Origin of the sequence: Roseovarius sp. W115, from assembly GCF_032842945.2 — a bacterium.
Lineage (GTDB): Bacteria > Pseudomonadota > Alphaproteobacteria > Rhodobacterales > Rhodobacteraceae > Roseovarius > Roseovarius rhodophyticola.
The window spans coordinates 3,567,151-3,585,499 of the sequence record NZ_CP146606.1 but is presented as its reverse complement, the minus strand read 5'-3'; the positions used below and the strand labels follow the sequence as shown (position 1 = coordinate 3,585,499).

General features: G+C 57.8%; 20 protein-coding genes and 4 tRNA genes. 9 read left to right on the top strand and 15 right to left on the bottom strand.

Features of this window, described 5'->3' with window-relative positions:
- Window positions 1-50 precede the first annotated feature (50 nt).
- Genes RZS32_RS18245 through cysG form a run of 5 tightly spaced genes read right to left on the bottom strand, consistent with a single transcriptional unit; the run spans window position 51 to window position 4,574 of the window.
- Window positions 51-482, bottom strand: coding sequence for a DUF934 domain-containing protein (locus RZS32_RS18245; RefSeq protein WP_317054969.1), 432 nt, complete (start codon window positions 480-482; stop codon window positions 51-53).
- The gene (locus RZS32_RS18240; protein WP_317054968.1) at window positions 479-1,225 is read right to left on the bottom strand and encodes a phosphoadenylyl-sulfate reductase; all 747 of its coding nucleotides are present in this window, start codon (window positions 1,223-1,225) and stop codon (window positions 479-481) included. The genes RZS32_RS18245 and RZS32_RS18240 overlap by 4 nt, the downstream gene beginning before the upstream one ends.
- Window positions 1,212-2,879, bottom strand: a complete 1,668-nt coding sequence (locus tag RZS32_RS18235) for a nitrite/sulfite reductase (RefSeq protein WP_317054967.1) — start codon at window positions 2,877-2,879, stop codon at window positions 1,212-1,214. Before RZS32_RS18235 ends, RZS32_RS18240 begins: the two co-directional genes overlap by 14 nt.
- The gene (locus RZS32_RS18230) at window positions 2,872-3,180 is read right to left on the bottom strand and encodes a DUF2849 domain-containing protein (RefSeq protein ID WP_317054966.1); all 309 of its coding nucleotides are present in this window, start codon (window positions 3,178-3,180) and stop codon (window positions 2,872-2,874) included. The genes RZS32_RS18235 and RZS32_RS18230 overlap by 8 nt, the downstream gene beginning before the upstream one ends.
- Window positions 3,180-4,574, bottom strand: coding sequence for a siroheme synthase CysG (cysG, locus tag RZS32_RS18225; RefSeq protein ID WP_317054965.1), 1,395 nt, complete (start codon window positions 4,572-4,574; stop codon window positions 3,180-3,182). Before cysG ends, RZS32_RS18230 begins: the two co-directional genes overlap by 1 nt.
- Before the next feature lie 144 nt (window positions 4,575-4,718).
- On the opposite strand from cysG, the gene RZS32_RS18220 reads away from it, so the two are divergent.
- A complete protein-coding gene (locus RZS32_RS18220; protein ID WP_338551083.1) occupies window positions 4,719-5,189 on the top strand; it encodes an Lrp/AsnC family transcriptional regulator in 471 nt (156 codons plus the stop codon).
- A gap of 271 nt (window positions 5,190-5,460) precedes the next feature.
- On the opposite strand, the gene tpiA is transcribed toward RZS32_RS18220, so the two are convergent.
- The 7 genes from tpiA to RZS32_RS18185 all read right to left on the bottom strand — a co-directional run bounded on the left by tpiA (window position 5,461) and on the right by RZS32_RS18185 (window position 10,040).
- Window positions 5,461-6,219 carry a triose-phosphate isomerase gene (gene tpiA / locus RZS32_RS18215; protein WP_317054964.1) on the bottom strand — a complete coding sequence of 253 codons (759 nt, stop codon included), beginning with the start codon at window positions 6,217-6,219 and terminating at the stop codon, window positions 5,461-5,463.
- Complete coding sequence (locus RZS32_RS18210; protein ID WP_317054963.1) at window positions 6,216-6,545, bottom strand: TfoX/Sxy family protein; 330 nt, start codon at window positions 6,543-6,545, stop codon at window positions 6,216-6,218. The genes tpiA and RZS32_RS18210 overlap by 4 nt, the downstream gene beginning before the upstream one ends.
- Window positions 6,542-6,907 (bottom strand): HesB/IscA family protein, encoded by a 366-nt coding sequence (locus tag RZS32_RS18205; protein WP_317054962.1) that lies wholly within the window; start codon window positions 6,905-6,907, stop codon window positions 6,542-6,544. Before RZS32_RS18205 ends, RZS32_RS18210 begins: the two co-directional genes overlap by 4 nt.
- 29 nt (window positions 6,908-6,936) lie before the next feature.
- Window positions 6,937-7,299, bottom strand: a complete 363-nt coding sequence (locus RZS32_RS18200; protein WP_317054961.1) for an SUF system Fe-S cluster assembly protein — start codon at window positions 7,297-7,299, stop codon at window positions 6,937-6,939.
- Window positions 7,300-7,383: 84 nt separating this feature from the next.
- Complete coding sequence (gene rimK, locus RZS32_RS18195) at window positions 7,384-8,787, bottom strand: 30S ribosomal protein S6--L-glutamate ligase (protein WP_317054960.1); 1,404 nt, start codon at window positions 8,785-8,787, stop codon at window positions 7,384-7,386.
- Between the two features lie 93 nt (window positions 8,788-8,880).
- Window positions 8,881-9,150, bottom strand: a complete 270-nt coding sequence (locus RZS32_RS18190; protein WP_317054959.1) for an NfeD family protein — start codon at window positions 9,148-9,150, stop codon at window positions 8,881-8,883.
- A complete protein-coding gene (locus tag RZS32_RS18185; RefSeq protein ID WP_317054958.1) occupies window positions 9,150-10,040 on the bottom strand; it encodes an SPFH domain-containing protein in 891 nt (296 codons plus the stop codon). Before RZS32_RS18185 ends, RZS32_RS18190 begins: the two co-directional genes overlap by 1 nt.
- A 113-nt stretch (window positions 10,041-10,153) precedes the next feature.
- On the opposite strand from RZS32_RS18185, the gene tgt reads away from it, so the two are divergent.
- A complete protein-coding gene (tgt, locus tag RZS32_RS18180; protein WP_317054957.1) occupies window positions 10,154-11,278 on the top strand; it encodes a tRNA guanosine(34) transglycosylase Tgt in 1,125 nt (374 codons plus the stop codon).
- A gap of 761 nt (window positions 11,279-12,039) precedes the next feature.
- A complete protein-coding gene (gene lon / locus RZS32_RS18175) occupies window positions 12,040-14,442 on the top strand; it encodes an endopeptidase La (RefSeq protein WP_317054956.1) in 2,403 nt (800 codons plus the stop codon).
- A 201-nt stretch (window positions 14,443-14,643) separates the two neighbouring features.
- Here the strand turns inward: lon and RZS32_RS18170 are convergent, their stop codons facing one another.
- Entirely contained in the window at window positions 14,644-15,093 is a 450-nt protein-coding gene (locus RZS32_RS18170; RefSeq protein WP_339106746.1) for a hypothetical protein, read from the bottom strand.
- Between the two features lie 79 nt (window positions 15,094-15,172).
- Here RZS32_RS18170 and RZS32_RS18165 point away from each other — a divergent pair, with 79 nt between their 5' ends.
- The 3 genes from RZS32_RS18165 (at window position 15,173) to RZS32_RS18155 (ending at window position 16,190) form a co-directional block, all read left to right on the top strand.
- Window positions 15,173-15,412: an HU family DNA-binding protein gene (locus RZS32_RS18165; RefSeq protein WP_339106745.1), complete on the top strand. Its 240-nt coding sequence runs from the start codon at window positions 15,173-15,175 to the stop codon at window positions 15,410-15,412.
- 70 nt (window positions 15,413-15,482) lie between these two features.
- Window positions 15,483-15,557: transfer RNA gene (locus tag RZS32_RS18160), tRNA-Val, on the top strand.
- Window positions 15,558-15,581: 24 nt separating this feature from the next.
- Window positions 15,582-16,190, top strand: a complete 609-nt coding sequence (locus RZS32_RS18155; RefSeq protein ID WP_317054953.1) for a histidine phosphatase family protein — start codon at window positions 15,582-15,584, stop codon at window positions 16,188-16,190.
- Window positions 16,191-16,208: 18 nt separating this feature from the next.
- Here RZS32_RS18155 and RZS32_RS18150 read toward each other — a convergent pair whose 3' ends face one another.
- The gene (locus tag RZS32_RS18150; RefSeq protein WP_317054952.1) at window positions 16,209-16,559 is read right to left on the bottom strand and encodes a hypothetical protein; all 351 of its coding nucleotides are present in this window, start codon (window positions 16,557-16,559) and stop codon (window positions 16,209-16,211) included.
- 206 nt (window positions 16,560-16,765) lie between these two features.
- On the opposite strand from RZS32_RS18150, the gene RZS32_RS18145 reads away from it, so the two are divergent.
- The 3 genes from RZS32_RS18145 (at window position 16,766) to RZS32_RS18135 (ending at window position 17,151) form a co-directional block, all read left to right on the top strand.
- A tRNA-Val gene (locus RZS32_RS18145) sits at window positions 16,766-16,841 on the top strand.
- A 135-nt stretch (window positions 16,842-16,976) separates the two neighbouring features.
- Window positions 16,977-17,053: transfer RNA gene (locus RZS32_RS18140), tRNA-Asp, on the top strand.
- A gap of 21 nt (window positions 17,054-17,074) precedes the next feature.
- Window positions 17,075-17,151, top strand: a tRNA-Asp gene (locus RZS32_RS18135).
- Window positions 17,152-17,476: 325 nt separating this feature from the next.
- Here RZS32_RS18135 and RZS32_RS18130 read toward each other — a convergent pair.
- On the bottom strand, window positions 17,477-18,349 hold the full coding sequence (locus tag RZS32_RS18130) for an alpha/beta fold hydrolase (RefSeq protein WP_317054951.1): 873 nt from the start codon (window positions 18,347-18,349) through the stop codon (window positions 17,477-17,479).

The following is an 18,349-nucleotide window of genomic DNA, read 5'->3' as shown; positions in this document are numbered from 1 at the left end:
TTTATCCCCGGCATCTCCTCGTATACATTGATTTAGGTCAGGTGAAGGGGTTATTCAGCGGCAAATTCGCTCGCAGAGGCTCCCCGCAGACGGCTTTGGTAGTCGTGCGCGCGCCAATCGGCGCGGAACATCCACTGATCCTCGGGCTGACGCTTGGCCAGATCTTCCGAGATTTCAATCTCGTCAAACCCCGCACGCCGCGCCATTGCGTATTGATCCGCAATCACATGGCCGCGGGCGCGAAGGCGGCCCTTGAACCCCATCAGTCGCAGCTGACGTGCGATAGTGAACCCGCGCCCATCAGCAAAGTTGGGGAAATCCACCCTGATCATGGGCGTGTCATCAAGACGCCCGGCCAACTCATTGGGGTCATTGGACGAGGCCAGGTCAATGGCGACACCAGGATGCGCGTCATTGAGCGCGGCGAAATCGCCCTCCCAGTCGTCTTGTGCAAAACCTGCGTCGGATACGATAATGCTCATGCTCTTTCTCCTGTTCTGACGGCTTTCCCGTCCACGAAATGGATGCCGCACTCGGATTTTTCTGTTCCACGCCAACGGCCTGCGCGGATATCTTCATTTCTGTTTACCGGGCTGGTGCAGGGCATACAGCCGATCGACGGATAGCCTTTGGTCACCATCGGATGACGCGGCAGCCGGTTTTCTTCCATGTAGGTCTGCACATCTTTCCGCGTCCAATGGGCGAGCGGGTTGATCTTCATGCGACCTGTGGCCTCTTCGACCTCGAAGAAATCGAGAGTGGTGCGGTCCCCGCCATGATAGCGTTTGCGGCCTGTGATCCAGCCATCGAAGCCTGCAAGCGCGTCTTGCAAAGGCTGGGTTTTGCGCAAAGCGCAGCAGGCGTCTGTTTCGCGTTGATGCAACGTGGCATCCGGGTCTTCGGCCTTGAGCGCCACGTTTGAGGCGCGAATGGTTCGCACATCGTTCAGCCCCAGCCGCTCGCTCACCTCCTGCTGATAGACCAGCGTCTCGGCAAAGAGCATCTCGGTGTCGATAAATATGACCGGTGTGCTGCGATCAATGACCGAGACCATGTGCAAGAGCACGACGGACTCGGCGCCAAAGCTCGACACCAGCGCCAGCTTGCCCGCATCCGGGTTGCCAAGCGCATGTGTCAGCACGGCTGTGGCCGAATGCAGCCTGTACCACTCATTCAGGCTATCAACCCGAACCGGCAGATCCGTGTTGATCTTATTCAGCAGCATAGGCTTCGGCCTGCTCATAAAGGGCCGCTTTGAACGGAGGCATACCCACACGGCGGTAGGTTTCGATGAAGGTCTCATCTGCTCCATCGCGCAGGTCAAGATACGCCTCAACGATCCGCTCGATGGCCGGAATGATCTCGTCCGCAGAGAACCCCGGCCCGGTGCGGTCACCAATGGCGGCAGTTTCGGTGTGGTCGCCACCCAGCGTGATTTGGTAGTTCTCCACACCCGCGCGGTCGAGGCCCAGGATGCCGATATGGCCCACATGGTGGTGCCCACAGGCGTTGATGCAGCCCGAGATCTTGATCTTCAGCTCGCCAATTTCATGCTCCAGCTTTAGCTCGTCAAAGCGCGTGGCAATCTCTTGGGCAATCGGGATGGACCGGGCTGTGGCCAGCGCACAGTAATCCATGCCGGGGCAGGCGATGATATCGCTGATCAGCCCGATATTGGCCGTGGCCAGCCCATGCTTTTTCAGCTCGGCATGAATGGCGGGCAGGTCGGATTTATGCACATGCGGCAGGATCACGTTCTGCTCATGGCTGATCCGCAACTCATCATGGCCATAGCGCTCGGCCAGATCGGCCATAACGCGCATCTGCTCGGCTGTGGCATCACCGGGCGTTTCGCCATGCGCCTTGAGGCTGATCTGCACGATGGCATAGCCCGGCGCGCGGTGGTCTGCGAGGTTCACATCCGCCCAGGACCGGAAGATCGGATCGGTTTTGTAGGTGGTTTCAAAGATCGCGGTGCTTTCCTCGCGGAACGCAGGGGGCGCAAAGGCGGCCTTGATCTCTTCAAAGAGCTGCACGTCAATGCCGCTAAAGGTCGGGCGGATCACCTTGAACCGCTCCTCGACCCGCGCGCGGATGTCCTCGATGCCATGCTCATGCACGGTGATCTTGATGCGGCTTTTATATTTGTTGTCGCGGCGGCCCAGCAGGTTCCAGACGCTAACTACGGCCTCAACATAGGGCAACAAGTCGTCCTGAGAGACAAACTCAGCGATGACCTTGCCAATCATCGGCGTGCGGCCCAAACCACCGCCTACGATGACCTTATAGCCGATCTCGCCTTCGCGCTCTACGATCTGCAGGCCGATGTCATGGGCGAGCGTCACGGCCCGGTCAGCGGGTGCGCCGGTGACGGCAATCTTGAATTTGCGCGGCAGGAATTGAAACTCCGCGTGGTCGGTGGACCACTGACGCAAAAGCTCGGCCACAGGGCGGGGATCGGCAATCTCATCTGCCGCAGCCCCTGCAAAATGGTCTGCCGTCACGTTGCGGATCGTGTTGCCGGATGTCTGGATGGCGTGCATCCCCACCTCGGCCAGCGCATCGAGCATATCCGGCACATCGCGCAGCTCGGGCCAGTTGTATTGAATGTTCTGACGCGTGGTGAAATGGCCATAGCCCTTGTCCCACTTCTCTGCCAGCAGCGCCAACTGACGCATCTTGGCGCTGCCAAGCGTGCCATAGGGAATGGCCACGCGCAGCATGTAGGCGTGCAGTTGCAGGTAAAGGCCGTTCATCAGGCGCAGGGGCTTGAATTCGTCCTCGGTGAGCGAGCCGTCAATGCGGCGCTCGACCTGAGCACGGAACTGGCGGTTGCGCTCGGCCACGAAAGCGGCGTCGAATTCGGAATAGTTATACATCAGTCAACTCCGCCTGTTTGCCGTGGAAGTAATTCGACGGCCCGGTGCGCCTAAACTCTTCGCGGAAATGCGTCGGCTGCGGTCCATCCTCGGACGGTGCGGCATCGGCCAGATACGCGCCCACAACTAGCTCGGGCTGGCCTTCTGCCTGGGCCAGACGCAGATTGGCCAGACCCTCGTCTTTGATAAGTTCCGCCTCGGAAAGATCGCGCGTCCAGCGGTCATCGGCGGTCTGATAGACCACATCGCCCTCAATCAGCGCGTTGGCGGTGACGACTTTGGGAGTGAATTCACGGGGCATCAGGCGAACTCCTGTTGAATATCTGTAAGGGCGGCTTCGGCGGCGCGGGGGGCAAGGCCGATGAGCGTGAGGGCCGGGCCATTGAGGTCAGAGGCGTCGAGATCATTGACCAGCCCCGACAGGGTGGTCGCCAGAATGCGCTGATCCGGGCGGCTGGCGTTTTCAATGATGCTCACCGGTGTGCTGCGATCCGCGCCGTACATCAACAGACGGCCCTGAATAAAGCGGGCGGATTTCTTGCCCATGTAGACGGCGGCCACCTCTCCGGGGCGGGCCAGCGAGGCCCAGTCGTGATCGGCATAACCCTTCATGTCGTGACCGGTGACAAAGCGCACAGACGAGTTGCGCCCCCGCTTGGTCAGGCTTTGACCCAGGCTTGCGACACTGGCCGAGGCGGCGGTAATGCCAGGCACGACGTGCCAGCTGATGTCGGCGGCCATGACGGCCTCAATTTCTTCATCCAGACGGCCAAAAACGGTGGGATCGCCGCCCTTGAGGCGCACCACCTGTGCGCCTGTGGCGGCATGCTCGATGATCAGCGCGTTGATGTCATCTTGCGACATGGAGGGGCCAAACCCCTCTTTGCCAGCGTTGATCAGGATGGCCTCGCGGCGGGCGAGTTCCAAAATGTCCTTGGTCACAAGACGGTCGTGAATGACCACATCGGCCGCGTCGAGCGCCTTGCGCGCCTTGAGCGTCAGAAGCTCCGGGTCGCCGGGACCTGCGCCGACAAAGGCGACATGCCCTTCACGCTCTTGCGCGCGCTCATGTTTGTCGAGAAGAGCGGGCAGGGTGTCCTGCACAGCGTTTTCACCGCCCTGATCCATCGCGCGGGGGCCTGCGTTGAAGTAAAAGTCCGACCAGAAGTCGCGACGCTTGCGGCCCATGGGCAGCACTTCAACCGCTTTGCGGAAGGCCTTGCCGATGCGCGCGAGCGGACCCAGGTTGGCGGGCAGGCGCGCCTCAAGGTCGGATTTTATGGCTCGGGCCAGAACCGGGGCTGCGCCCTCGGTGCCGATGGCGACGGTGACAGGGTCACGATCGACGATGGCAGGTGTGATAAATTCGCTGTCGCCCAGATTGTCGACGATATTGACCATCGCCCCATCCGCACGGGCAATGGTCGAGGTGCGCGCGTCTTCGGCGTCATCCTCGTCAGCGGCATAGAAAAGCACGGCGCAGGTCGCATCACCCGGCTCCATCGCGCGGCGCACCAGACGCAGGCGGCCTTCATTTGCCCAGTTTTCGATCTCTTTCGCGGGATCGGATGAGAACACGGTCAGGCTGGCTTCGGTTTTTAGAAGTAGACGCAACTTGGCCAAAGCCGCCTCACCGCCGCCCGACAGCACCACGCGCCGTCCTTCCAGCGCTACGAAGATAGGAAAATGTTTCAAGGCCGTCGCCTCCGGTTCCAGAATTCTTGAGTAATATATAGGAAATTATTCCAATAAAGCGCCATATACGCTTGCAAATAAGGATCAATGTTCTAATTTTTAGCTAACTTATCGGGAATGTTCTGGAAAAGAGGAAAAACCGGAATGGCTGTTCGTCTCGACGATCTGGATCGGAAAATTCTTTTGGAGCTGCAGCGCGACGGAGGGCAATCGCTGGATGATATCGCCAAGTCCGTGGGCAGTTCCAAGACCCCGGTGTGGAACCGGATTCGCAAAATGCGCGATGGGGGCGTGATCAAGCACCAGACCTATCTGCTGGATGCTGAAGCGCTCGGGTTCGAGGCGTGTTTCTTTGTCCTGATCCGCACGTCAGAGCATGATGCCGGCTGGCAGGGGCGGTTTCTGAACGCGTTGAAAAGCCGCCCCGAAGTGCTGGAGGCACACCGTTTGGCAGGGGATATCGACTACATCCTGAAGGTCGTGGTGGCCAACGCACGGGCCTACGACACGTTCTACCAGGCGCTGATATCGGAAGTGAAAGTGCACAATGTTACGGCGCTTTTGTCGATGGAAGAAATCAAGTCGACGACGGTGTTGCCGATGGAGGTGGGGTGAGGGGGGTGTAACTCTCGCGCGGAATTGAGGCGCGCAGCGCCGCCGCGCGATCGCCAGACCGCCCCATCGGGCTGGCGATTGGTTGATGTCAGCACATTGTTCAAAGAGTTTGCGGCTTGGCAGACATAAAGTGCTTTGAACTTTCAGCAGGTCGCCACCCCGCGGTCTGACAATCGCGCGGCTCAATGGTAAATGTTATGTATGGCTTAACGCAGTTGGTAGGCCGGGTTTCAACCCGGCACGTGTTGCGATCGCGGGGTGAAACCCCGCCCTACGCCGACCCCTCCAGCGCCGTGATAATCGGCGAGAAATCCTCGGCCTTCAAACTCGCGCCGCCCACAAGTGCGCCATCCACATTGTCCGTCGCAAAAATCTCGGCCGCGTTGCCGGGTTTCACGGACCCGCCGTAAAGCAACGGTATCCCACCGCCCTCAGCCTCCCCGAAACGCTGGATCAGCCGCGTGCGAATGAAGTCATGCACTTCGTCAATCTGTGCGGTGGTGGGCACTTTGCCGGTGCCAATGGCCCAGATGGGTTCATAGGCGACAACGGTGTTGGTGGCACAGCAGCTGTCGGGCAGGGAGGCGGCCAGCTGACCGCCGATGATGTCGAGCGTGTTGTTGGCCTCGCGTTGGGCCAGCGACTCGCCCAGGCAGATGATCGTCACAAGACCCACCGCCTGTGCCGCCTTGGCCTTGGCGCGGACATCTTCGCTGCTTTCCTCGTGATCCTCGCGGCGCTCTGAATGGCCCAGGATCACGGATGTGGCCCCGGCATCCACCAGCATTTCCGCCGAGATATCGCCGGTATGGGTGCCAGATGGCTCGGCGTGACAATCCTGTCCGCCAATTTCTACGGGTGTATCCGCCATTGCCGCACTTGCGGTCTGAATGAGCGTGGCAGGCGGGCAGATCAGGATACCGACCGAAGGATTGGGATGCGCCCGGGCCAGCGCCTCCAGCTCTGCAAGCGCCGCGCGGGTGCCATTCATCTTCCAGTTTCCAGCGGCGAGTTTGCGGGCTTGGGTCATCTGAGGTCCTTCAATGTCTCGCGTGCCAGATCGCAGGCCAGCTCCGCGTCGTCAAGCGCGGCGTCGGGCAGGGACCAGTAGGGCATGGATGTGGGCGGCTTGCCTTTGCGGCTGTAGGTCCAGCGGGTGCCGCCCATCTCTTCCAGCTTGGCAATCATATCAGCGCTTTGCGCCTTGAGATAGGGCGTGCCGTCGCTGTGCAGAATGGCAAAGATCGTGCCGTCGGCATAAAGGCACAGCCCGCCCATCATCTTGCGTGTGGTGATGTCTCCAATGGGGCCAAAAAGCTCAACTGAACCGGCGATATCGGCGTCTGAGACGCTCATTTCTTCTCGAACAACGCCTCATCGAACTTGATCGACTCGCCGCAGCCGCAGGCCTCGGAGACATTGGGGTTGTTGAAGACAAAACCGGATTCCAGCAACGAGGTCTGGTAATCAATCTCGGTGCCAAAGAGGAACATCTGCGCCATGGGCGCGATCATCACCCGCGCGCCGTCCTGTTCGACCACCTCGTCATGTGGGTCGACCTCATTGACGTAATCCATGGTGTATTCCATGCCCGCGCAGCCGCCTTTCTTGACGCCGATACGCAGCCCCTGATGGCCGTCTTTCTCCATCAGTGTGGCAATCTTTTCTGCCGCCTTTGGGGTCATGCTGACCGCTTGTTTGCCTGGAATGCCGAACATGTAGCTCGCCTTTCGATCCAATAACCGCCTTACAGAAAGCCCAGCTCTAGCCGCGCCTCATCGCTCATCATGTCCATGCCCCAGGGGGGCTCCCAAGTGAGTTCCACATCGACCTGTTTGACACCGGGCAATGGTTCAACTGCCTCGGCCACCCAGCCAGGCATTTCGCCGGCCACGGGGCAACCCGGCGCTGTGAGCGTCATAATCACCTTCACCGCATTTTCTGGATCAACATCAATGGTATAGATCAGACCCAGGTCATAGATATTCACCGGTATCTCAGGGTCAAACACCGAGCGGCACGCCTCGACAATCTGGTCGTAAAGCGGGTGATCTGTGGTTGAGGGCGCAATGAGCGGCGCACCTTCCATGGGATCAGGATTTTGGGTCATGTCCGGTCCTATGACGTTTTCCTGAGCAAAGATATAAGGTTTAAGTCAGGGCACGTCCAGAGGCGTGTCCCAACCAAGGTTGTGCTATTTCGCCGCTTTCCGCCTGCGAATTGGCGCCGGACGCACACGTGCTTCGATATCTTCATAGAGCATACCGACAATATTTTTACCCGTGGATGTCTCGATCCCTTCCATGCCCGGCGAGGAATTGACCTCCAGCACTTTGGGTCCAGCCTCAGCGCGCAAAAGGTCCACACCAGCCAGGCCAAGCCCAAATGACTTGGCCGCGCGCAGGGCGGTTTCGCGTTCGGTTTTGGTGATGCGCACCGACTTGGCCGATCCGCCGCGGTGCAGGTTCGAGCGAAAATCTCCCTCGGCCCCGGTGCGTTTCATTGAGGCGACGACCTTGCCGCCAATGACCAGGCAGCGGATATCTTCACCTGCGGCCTCCTTGACGAAATCCTGCACGAGGAAGTTGGCCTTGAGCCCGCGAAAGGCGTCGATCACCGACTCGGCGGCCTTTTTGGTTTCTGCCAGAACAACGCCCTTGCCTTGGGTGGATTCCAGAAGTTTCACGATCAACGGTGCCGTGCCCACCAACCCGATGAGATTGCCGGTGTCCTGGGGCGAGGCGGCAAAGGCTGTGTTGGGCATCCCAACCTTGGCGCGCGCCATGATCTGATGTGCGTAGAGCTTGTCCCGGCTGGCGGTGATGCCTGCCGACGGGTTCACACAATAGGTGCCGATGGTTTCAAACTGGCGGATGACAGCCGCGCCATAAGCGGTGATCGAGGCGCCGATGCGCGGGATCACGGCGTCATAGCGCGGCAGGCGCTTACCATCGTAATGCACTTCAGGGGCCAGCGTGTTTATCGCCATATAACAACGGGTTGTGTTGATCACCTCAACCGCATGGCCGCGCTTTTCACCCTCTTCCACAAGCCGTCTGGTCGAGTAATTGTCCTCCCGGCTCAGCACGGCAATGCGCAGGGCGCGATTGGGCTGGACCTCGCGCATGCGCTTGGTGTGATAGACATCGTAATTGAGCTCGGGCTGCAGAAACCGATCCGTAGCTGCAATGGAAATGTGATCCTTCATCGCCTGTCGCCCCAAGAGCATCCGGCTTGTCATTGAGGACCGGTTGGTCAGCGTGATCTCAATGGGCCAGCTTTGCCCGGCCACTTCCATCGTGCTTTCGATCACAAAGCGCAGTTCTTTTTCACCGTTTGAACTGGCCACTTCGCGACGGTCCACGATGGGGGCCGAGCAGGGGATCACCAGATCATCGCGGCCCGGAATGGGATGCACAGTGAACCGCACCTTGGGTTTGGCTGCAGAGCCAAAGGTTTCGATATCAAAGGCATGCAGCGCCGAGGTGCGCGCGCCGGTATCCACTTTGGCACGCAGGGCAGGGACGCCCAGATCGGGCAGGCTGATCCATTCTTCCCAACCAAATTGAAGTGTTTCGGGAGTGGAGCTGTCAGCCATAAGAAACCTGCTTTAAATTCAAGGGCCCGGCGCGGAGACGTCTTCCGGCCGAGCCCTGATCCCAACATGTATCCTGCGCCAACTCAAGGGCGCTTATTTGTTGACGTCCTCGTGCACGATGCGCGTCTGGTCATCGGGAGACCGGAAAATGCGCCGCAAGACAAGCCAAGAGACGAGGGAAAGTGCTGCGAATATGGCCATAAGGGTCGACACCCCAAGCGGCGGAAAGATGACCACTATGCCCGCCATGATGGCAGCGCCCACGGCGATGCCAAGGAAGATATAGCTTGGCACCAGGAGTTCGAGAATGGCCAACACGAGTGCTGCGCAAAGCCAGACCCACCAGAGTGATACCCAGGCCATTATGACTTTCCTTTCAGCATGTTGAAGGCATTTCCGAAGGCTTCAAGCGCCTGCGCGGGCACCAGAACGGTGGATGAGGACGGGCCTTGGCCCAATGCGTTGAGCGACTCCACCTGTTTCAGGGCGACCTGATACTGCGCGGCCTCCAGACCGTTATCGGCAATCGCTTTGGCGACAACGCCGGTTGCGTAAGCTTCGGCATCGGCTTCCACCCGGCGGGCTTCGGCGGCTTTCTGGGCTGCATAAAGCTCGGCATCGGCAGCCAACTCCACAGCGCGGCGCTGCCCTTCGGCTTCAGTCACCTGCGCCCGGCGCGCACGTTCGGCGTTGAGCTGTTGCAGCATGGCATCACGCGTCGCCTGATCGAGGTTCACATCGAGGATTTCAGCGCGGGTGACTTCGATTCCCCAATCATCCACGGCACTTTCGACCAGGATTTTGATGGTCGAGATCAGCTGATTTCGGTTGGCCTGCACATCATCAAGATCCATTTTACCAATTTCGGCCCGCACGATCCCGGCTACAGTGGTGGCGATCGCGGCATCTACATCGCGGATCCGGTAGACGGTCTTTTCGGGTTGCGTGATGCGGTAGAAGACAGAGGTTTCCACCTGCACCAGCACGTTGTCCTTGGTGATGGCGTCCTGGCTGGCATTGGGAAGTTGGCGTTCAAGAATGGATATCTTGTGTCGCACAACGTCCAGAAAAGGCACGATAAAGTTGATGCCAGGCCCAAGCACCGAGCGCAGGCGGCCAAAGCGTTCGACCACATGTTGTTCCGATTGGGGAACAATCTTGATGCCCTTGAAAATGACAAGGAAAAGAAGAAAGGCGAGCAGGATGTAAATCAGGTTCGAAGAAAGCAGATTGATGATTTGATCTTCTGTCATGTAGGTCCCTCTTTAATGTATACTACAGTATACAATATATGTGCTCACGGCGAATTTACAATGTAAGGTAAACCGCTTTAGAGAGAGGCGAAAGTGTAAGAAACGGGTGTCGATTGGGTTTTTCTTTTGATTTGCAGGCCACAGATGGCTCGGCACGTACTGGTGTAATCAACACGCCGCGTGGAGACATCCGCACGCCCGCTTTCATGCCTGTGGGCACGGCGGCGACGGTCAAGGCGATGATGCCGGAAAGTGTGCGTGAGACCGGCGCGGATATCCTGTTGGGCAATACCTATCACCTGATGCTGCGTCCGGGCGCAGAACGCGTTGCGTCCCTTGGCGGGTTGCACAGGTTCATGAACTGGGACCGGCCCATCCTGACCGACAGCGGCGGGTTTCAGGTGATGAGCCTGGCAGGGTTAAGAAAACTGACCGAAAAGGGCGTGACGTTTAAGAGCCATATTGATGGGTCCAAATATGAGTTGACGCCGGAACGCTCGATGGAAATTCAGGCGCTTTTGGGCTCGGACATCGTGATGTGTTTCGATGAGTGCCCCGCACTGCCAGCCACGGACGAAGAGGTGGCGCGGGCCATGCGCCTGTCGATGCGGTGGGCGGAGCGGTCGAAGGATGCATTCGGCGACCGGCCCGGACATGCGCTTTTCGGCATTATGCAGGGCGGCGTGACGCGAGAGCTGCGCGAAGAAAGCGCCAAGGCGCTGGTTGAGATTGGGTTTGATGGCTATGCCGTCGGCGGCCTTGCCGTGGGGGAAGGGCAGGAGGCCATGTTTGGCGTGCTGGATTATGCCTGCGACAGCCTGCCAAAGGACAAACCACGCTACCTGATGGGGGTTGGCAAACCTGACGATATTGTGGGCGCCGTGAAGCGCGGCATTGACATGATGGACTGTGTTTTGCCCTCTCGTTCGGGGCGCACGGGGCAAGTTTTCACCCGGTATGGACAGCTCAATATCAAGAACGCGCGTCACATGGATGACACACGTCCGCTGGATGAGGCGTGTTCCTGTCCTGCTTGCCGCAACTACTCGCGCGCCTATCTGCATCATCTGTTTCGCAGTCAGGAAATTTTAAGCTCCATGCTGCTGACATGGCATAATTTGCAGTATTATCAGGATGTTATGGATGGAATGCGCAGCGCGATAGCCAATAGAAATTTTGCCGCGTGGGAAGAAAACTTCCATGCGGAACGCGCCCGTGGCGACATCGATCCGCTCTGAAAACTGCATTATCCCGATTTTGGCATCAGTCCGTTTCTGCCCCATCGGCGGATTCTTGCTAGGTGATATCGCCTGACTCGGGGTAGGATACCCGTGTTTTAGTGATGTCTGTGAGTGATAGTATTATGCCTTTTGCAATGTTTGCTGTGAGCTGGATGTCAGCAGCCGTTTTGGCGGTCGCTGTTCTGGCGTAAAGTTAAGGTTCGTTATGATCCGTTTACCCTTTGAGAAGGTTTTGCATGCACCTTCGGTTTCACGGGCGGTTCACGCCCGGTTGATGGGAACCGATAAAATGTCTTTTGCTGTCTTTTCCTTTTCCTGGGCCTTTATGGCGATGGTCGCAATTTCTCTGCTGGCCTGACCTCGCCGGATTTTTGGAACCGCACGCGCGTCTATGTGACCAAAAGTCAGGGTAACCTGACTAGGCGCGTGTGCGGTCCTTTCTTAGTTTGAAGTGTAACTAGTGAGGACCTGACCATGCCATTTGCCGTATTTACCGCCAGTTGGATTTCTGTCGCCGTTTTGGCAGCGTCCGTTTTGGCCTGAACCCTTAAACAAACCTGAAATTTGATTGAATTCGCGCTTGTGCCAGCGCTGTGCGCACGGCATTGTCGGCGCCACAGGTAAAACGACCCCATATAAGCCGACCAAGGTTGAAACAGGGCGGGCATCGCCCCAGATTAACCAAATCGAAACGGAAAAGGCCGGGCGTTGCCGCCAAGTCGGGACCAGAGCCTTTTTGCGAGTATAGGATATCGAGCATGAAAGATCCCCTTAACGCCTCTTACCCAGTGCTGCCGCTGCGCGATATTGTGGTGTTTCCACATATGATCGTGCCGCTTTTCGTGGGCCGTGAAAAATCGGTGCGCGCGCTGGAAGAGGTGATGCAGGATGACAAACAAATCCTGCTGAGCAGTCAGATTGATCCATCTGAGGACGATCCGACATCTGACGGCATTTACAACACCGGTGTGCTGGCCAATGTGCTGCAGCTGCTCAAACTGCCCGACAGCACGGTCAAAGTGCTGGTTGAGGGCGTGAGCCGTGTGAAAATCTCGGATTACATTGAAAATCCAAACTTTTTTGAGGCTCGCGCCGAGTATCTGACCGAGATGCCGGGCGATGCCGCAACGATTGAGGCGTTGTTGCGCACGGTGACGGATGAATTCGCACGCTACGCCAAGATCAAGAAAAACATCCCCGAAGAGGCGTTGGCGGCCGTGACCGAGGCCGATGATGCGGCCAAGCTGGCCGATCTTGTGTCGGGGCATCTGGGCATTGAAGTGGACCAAAAGCAGGAGCTTTTGGAAACGCTCTCGGTGAGCGAACGTCTTGAGAAGGTTTACGGTCTGATGCAGGGCGAGATGTCGGTGCTTCAGGTCGAGAAAAAGATCAAGACCCGCGTCAAATCCCAGATGGAGCGCACTCAGCGTGAATACTACCTGAATGAGCAAATGAAGGCCATTCAGAAGGAATTGGGCGATGGCGAAGAGGGCGAGGGCGAAATCGCTGAGCTTGAAGAGAAAATCGCCAACACCAAGCTCTCGAAAGAGGCGCGTGAGAAGGTCGATGGCGAGCTGAAAAAGCTCAAGAACATGAGCCCCATGTCGGCCGAGGCCACCGTGGTGCGCAACTACCTCGATTGGATGCTGTCGATTCCATGGGGTGTGAAAAGCCGGGTCAAAAAGGACCTCAGTCGCGCGCAGGATGTGCTCGACAATGACCACTATGGCCTTGAAAAGGTGAAGGAACGTATCGTCGAGTATCTTGCGGTGCAGCAGCGCTCGAAGAAACTCAAGGGCCCGATCCTGTGCCTTGTTGGTCCTCCGGGTGTTGGCAAGACGTCCCTGGGTCAATCCGTGGCGAAGGCCACCGGGCGCGAATTTATTCGCATCTCTTTGGGTGGCGTGCGTGATGAAAGCGAAATTCGCGGTCACCGCCGGACTTATATCGGCTCAATGCCCGGTAAGATCATTCAGGCGCTGAAAAAGGCCAAGACGACCAATCCGCTCATTCTTTTGGATGAGATCGACAAGATGGGTCAGGATTTCCGGGGTGACCCGGCCTCGGCCATGCTCGAAGTTCTTGATCCCGAACAGAATTCGACCTTTGTCGATCACTATATGGAGGTCGAATATGACCTCTCGAACGTGATGTTCCTGACCACGGCGAACTCCTACAACATGCCCGGGCCACTGTTGGACCGGATGGAGATCATTCCGCTGGCCGGCTACACCGAGGACGAAAAGCGCGAGATCGCCAAGCAGCATTTGCTGCCCAAGCAGATCAAGAACCACGGGTTGAAAGCCAAGGAATTCAGCTTTGGCGACGATGCGCTGACCGATATCATCCGCTACTACACGCGTGAGGCGGGGGTTCGGAATCTTGAACGTGAGATTGGCAAGGTGGCGCGTAAGGCGCTGACCAAGATCATCCGCAAAGAGGCGGAAAGCGTTGATGTCACATCAGAAAACATCGACGACTTCCTTGGCGTGAAAAAGTTCAAGTTCGGCCTGGCCGAGGAAAAAGATCAGGTCGGTGTCGTGACCGGTCTGGCCTATACCTCGGTGGGCGGTGAGCTTTTGAACATCGAGGCGCTGCGTCTGCCGGGTAAAGGCCGGATGAAAACCACCGGTAAGCTGGGCGATGTGATGAAGGAATCCATCGACGCGGCGAATTCCTATGTGCGTTCGATTGCACCAAAGATCGGGGTCAAGCCGCCCAAGTTTGAGAAATGGGACATCCACGTGCATGTGCCCGAAGGCGCGACGCCGAAAGACGGGCCAAGTGCCGGTCTTGCCATGGTGACGTCGATTGTCTCGGTTCTGACCGGCATTCCGGTGCGCAAGGACATTGCCATGACGGGTGAAGTCACCCTGCGCGGCACGGCCCTTCCCATTGGAGGCTTGAAGGAAAAACTTCTTGCCGCGTTGCGCGGGGGGATCACCACGGTGCTTATCCCGCGCGACAACGAGAAGGATCTGGTGGAGATTCCCGACAATGTGAAAGAGGGGCTGGAAATCATCCCCGTCGATCACGTGAGCGAAGTGCTGCGTCTTGCTTTGGTGGACACGCCACAGGCGGTGGAGTGGGATGAAGAGGCTGAGGAAGCGGCGGCTGCCGCGCTGCAATCCACGCAAGGATCAGGCGCAACAGCACATTAATTCTACCTACAGCGTTTCGGGAAAACTCTGAATCACAGCTTTTCGCGAAACGCAGCGCAACCTTCGAATGTTGCGCGTGTTTCGCATTTTGAGATGGCTCAAGTTAAATGCGAAACACTCTGAAAAACACAGAAAGCGGCGCTTTAGCCCAAAGCGCCGTTGTTCTTTTGAATCGAGCGACTTGTGCAGCGACCTTTGAGTTTAAAGCGCGCCTGCAGCTCCGAGGATGATCAACAGAACTGCAAGACCGGCCAATGTGCCTTCAAGCTTTTCGGAACTCGCCGTCGAGTCCTCAGCGATCACTTCAGGTTCCACAACAGGGTCCGACAAAGACCCGGCAAGAGATGGCTCTGCCGCAAGCACAAAAATCAAACCGACAGCAATAGTTAAGTGTTTCACGTAAATTCCCCCAGAATTTATTCTGCAACAGTTTACATTTCCTGAAACGGCAAGGTCAACTGAGAGGTGGTCTTTAATGTAGATTTCCGTATGCTGTTTCCAAAATATAAACAATCGGGTGGTTATTATGGCAACACGCAGCGCGACAAAGGCAAAATCCAAATCGGTTGCGTCAGGTGCAAGCAGCAAGGCGAAGACACCAAAAGCAGGGGTGAAAGCGACGCCGGCCAAGGCGACCGCGGCAAAATCCACGCCGACGCCTTCTGATCCTCCGGCATCCAAAGCGCCAATTGCGGCGGTTTCCAAACCTGCGGCCCCGATAGCGACACCTGTGCAAACCGAAATGAAGCGCAAGGAACTGGTCGAAGAGGTGAGCCGTCGTGCTGAGCTTCCAAAGCACAAAGTCAAACCGGTGGTTGAGGCGATGATCGCCGTCATGGGCGAAGCCGTTGCAGAAGGCCGGACCATGAATCTTCAACCTTTGGGGCGAATGGTACACAAGCGACGCAAGGAAACCCCAAACGCGGATATCAGCGTTGTGCGCATTCGTCAGGTCAAACAGCAAAACTAAAGCGCGCACTCAGGGAAGCTTGAGTTGAGACTTGCACGCACCTGGTTGTGTGGCTAGACAGCTCTCCGGCGGGCGATTAGCTCAGTGGTAGAGCGCTTCGTTCACATCGAAGATGTCAGCAGTTCGAATCTGTTATCGCCCACCATTTTTCGCTGTGTGGATCATAGCCATGCCTAAACTCCAGCCGGATCAAGCCCGTGTGCCCAAGCTGCCCGAGCTTTGGGTGCTGCGGCATGGCGAGACCGAATGGAACCGTGTCGGACGTTTGCAGGGGCGCTTGGATAGCCCGCTCACCAAGACCGGCCTGTCTCAGGCCCGAACACAGGGCAACATCCTGAAGCACTGTGCGCTGACACGCGACACGGTTCTGGTGACAAGTCCCTCGGGCCGCGCGTGGCGGACTGCAGAGATCGTGAATGAAACCCTTGGGTTGCCGGTCAAAGTTGAAACAGCCTTCACCGAGATTGATATGGGCGCGTGGCAAGGAAAAACAGTGGATGCGCTGGCCAAGGCACACCCGGAATTACCGGTTTCGGAAGATCCGAATTTGTGGAAATTCACCGCTCCTGGGGGCGAAACAATTGAAGACATGAGCGCACGGGTGCAAAGCGGGTTGATGCGGTTGCAGGGCCCCACAGTCATCGTCACGCATGGTGTCACATCGCGGCTGATGCGGTGCTTTGCACTTGGGCTGTCGCCAGAGGCTTTGTCGTCGCTTGAGGGCGGGCAGGGGATCGTGCATCACGTCAGGGATGGCACAGCCTCTATCCTTCGCTGATAGTCTGCAAGGTGTCTTTCACATTCCGAACATGCGGACCAATGGGATCCCTACGGCCACAAGGGCGACCAAAACGCATATTGGCCAGCTCCATGTAGGCCAGGTCTCGGGCAGGCGGGTTTTCATAACCATCATTGTACCGCCAAGAACAAGAGCAATTGTAAAGGCCAAAAGCATAAGGACGCTGTAGGCGCCTTTCACCGGATCAAGCGCACCCGAGCCGCCAACTTTCAGAAAGTAGGCGGTCCATAGCACGCCAAGTCCCATACCCGTCAGGATCAAGAGGCGTATCGCGCCTGCTCTGGGAAGAAAAACAAGGCCAAAGTACAAGGCCAGAGGAAGGGCAATACCGACAAACCAGGACGCCACAGACGAAATCTCCTTACCATGCCCCTCACCACAACCAATGCGACTGGTACTTCAATCAGGTCCAAAAAGAAGATGTGTTTGCCCAAATCTTGACGTGACGTAACGTCCTGAAGCAGATGATAACCACATTTGATGACGAAACTTGGTCGCGATGCGCTTCTGCCCTTGCGTCTGCGGTCTGACATTTGCTAGAGGGCGCGCAAGGCGGGCGGTTAGCTCAGTTGGTAGAGCGCTTCGTTTACACCGAAGATGTCGGGGGTTCGAGTCCCTCACCGCCCACCATTTTCCTTCGAAATTGCAAGCCAACATGATCCGGCGGCGTTGCATGTGATTTCCCACTGAGAGCGCTTGACGGGGCGAAGCGCGCAGCCTAAGAAGCACCTCACGTCTGGGCCTTCAGGATCAGACTTGCAGCGGGCGGTTGTAGCTCAGTTGGTTAGAGTACCGGCCTGTCACGCCGGGGGTCGCGGGTTCGAGCCCCGTCAACCGCGCCACTGCTGTAAAACATGATCTGCGCGGTTGTAGCTCAGCTGGTTAGAGTACCGGCCTGTCACGCCGGGGGTCGCGGGTTCGAGCCCCGTCAACCGCGCCAATGTTTCCGACTATGACTTGATACTGGGTGGTTTTAACGGACTTGACCGCGTGACTAGTGTTTGCGCAATGCGATAGTCTGCTATTTAGCTCATCCCGTTCCTTCGTTCTCCACACTCATGGCACGGAATCGAGGGCCGCAGGCCCGCCGTGCCAGCGCCGGACCGGCCCGATGGGCCGGCGCTTTGGGTGGCGTCAGTGCTACGATTATTTGGCAGGCGGACTTGGCCGGGATAAAGCGCGCCGATCATTGTACGGTTGCGCCGTCCCCCGGTCCGCCGCTGGCACGGCTCAACGCAAGGTCCGTGCAGTCCGCAAAGCGGACCTTACACTGCGTCCTCAAAGAACGTTTGCAGCACGTCCACCGTCTCATCTGACGCGCAATCCACAAAGAAATGCCCGCCAGGCAGAGCCTTGGCCTGCATATCCGTGCATTTCCCAGCCCAGGTCTCTGCCACATCATAGGCTTTGGCCATGGCCCCGTCTGCGCCATAGAGGACAAGCGTGGGGCAGGTGATCTGCGCATCTAGATCGGCGGCATCATCTTCAACGTCATGGGAAATCGCCGCGCGGTAGTCATTGCACATGCCGCGGATCGTGTAGGGGTCACGCCAGGCTGCGCGGTAGGCGGCCAGTTGGTCGGCGTCGAAGTCCTCCAGTTTGGCAGCACCCCAACCCAACAGGCAGGACTCAAAGTACCGATCCGGATCAGCGGCGATCATGTGATCCGGGAAAGGTTCGGGCTGGGCGAGGAAAAACCAGTGGTAATAGGCCTGCGCCACATCCATGCGCAGCTCGGTGAGTAGGGTATGGGTGGGAATAATGTCCATGACACAGAGCTTTGAGACAGCCCCCGGCGCATCCAAAGCCAAACGATGCGCCACGCGCCCACCGCGATCATGGCCAGCCACTGCAAATCTCTTATGGCCCAAATGGGTCATCAACGCGATCTGATCCCGCGCCATTTCGCGAAAGCTGTAGGCGCTGACGGGGTGCGGCTTGCCGCTTGCGCCATAGCCGCGCAGATCGGGGCAGATCACTTGGTACGTATTGGCCAATTGCGGGGCCACCTTTGCCCAAAGCGCGCGGGTTTGCGGAAAGCCATGCAGCAAGAGCAGGGGTGGGCCATCACCGCCCATGCTCCAGGCAATCTCGATGCCGTTCAACATCTCGACATGATCCTCAAAGCCCAGGATCAT

Bases quoted from the DNA above. Each gene is read 5' to 3' on its own strand.
- RZS32_RS18245 (WP_317054969.1), bottom strand. From the start codon at position 482: ATGAGCATTATCGTATCCGACGCAGGTTTTGCACAAGACGACTGGGAG.
- RZS32_RS18240 (WP_317054968.1), bottom strand. From the start codon at position 1,225: ATGCTGCTGAATAAGATCAACACGGATCTGCCGGTTCGGGTTGATAGC.
- RZS32_RS18235 (WP_317054967.1), bottom strand. From the start codon at position 2,879: ATGTATAACTATTCCGAATTCGACGCCGCTTTCGTGGCCGAGCGCAAC.
- RZS32_RS18230 (WP_317054966.1), bottom strand. From the start codon at position 3,180: ATGCCCCGTGAATTCACTCCCAAAGTCGTCACCGCCAACGCGCTGATT.
- RZS32_RS18220 (WP_338551083.1), top strand. From the start codon at position 4,719: ATGGCTGTTCGTCTCGACGATCTGGATCGGAAAATTCTTTTGGAGCTG.
- tpiA (WP_317054964.1), bottom strand. From the start codon at position 6,219: ATGACCCAAGCCCGCAAACTCGCCGCTGGAAACTGGAAGATGAATGGC.
- RZS32_RS18210 (WP_317054963.1), bottom strand. From the start codon at position 6,545: ATGAGCGTCTCAGACGCCGATATCGCCGGTTCAGTTGAGCTTTTTGGC.
- RZS32_RS18205 (WP_317054962.1), bottom strand. From the start codon at position 6,907: ATGTTCGGCATTCCAGGCAAACAAGCGGTCAGCATGACCCCAAAGGCG.
- RZS32_RS18200 (WP_317054961.1), bottom strand. From the start codon at position 7,299: ATGACCCAAAATCCTGATCCCATGGAAGGTGCGCCGCTCATTGCGCCC.
- rimK (WP_317054960.1), bottom strand. From the start codon at position 8,787: ATGGCTGACAGCTCCACTCCCGAAACACTTCAATTTGGTTGGGAAGAA.
- RZS32_RS18190 (WP_317054959.1), bottom strand. From the start codon at position 9,150: ATGGCCTGGGTATCACTCTGGTGGGTCTGGCTTTGCGCAGCACTCGTG.
- RZS32_RS18185 (WP_317054958.1), bottom strand. From the start codon at position 10,040: ATGACAGAAGATCAAATCATCAATCTGCTTTCTTCGAACCTGATTTAC.
- lon (WP_317054956.1), top strand. From the start codon at position 12,040: ATGAAAGATCCCCTTAACGCCTCTTACCCAGTGCTGCCGCTGCGCGAT.
- RZS32_RS18155 (WP_317054953.1), top strand. From the start codon at position 15,582: ATGCCTAAACTCCAGCCGGATCAAGCCCGTGTGCCCAAGCTGCCCGAG.
- RZS32_RS18130 (WP_317054951.1), bottom strand. From the start codon at position 18,349: ATGATCCTGGGCTTTGAGGATCATGTCGAGATGTTGAACGGCATCGAG.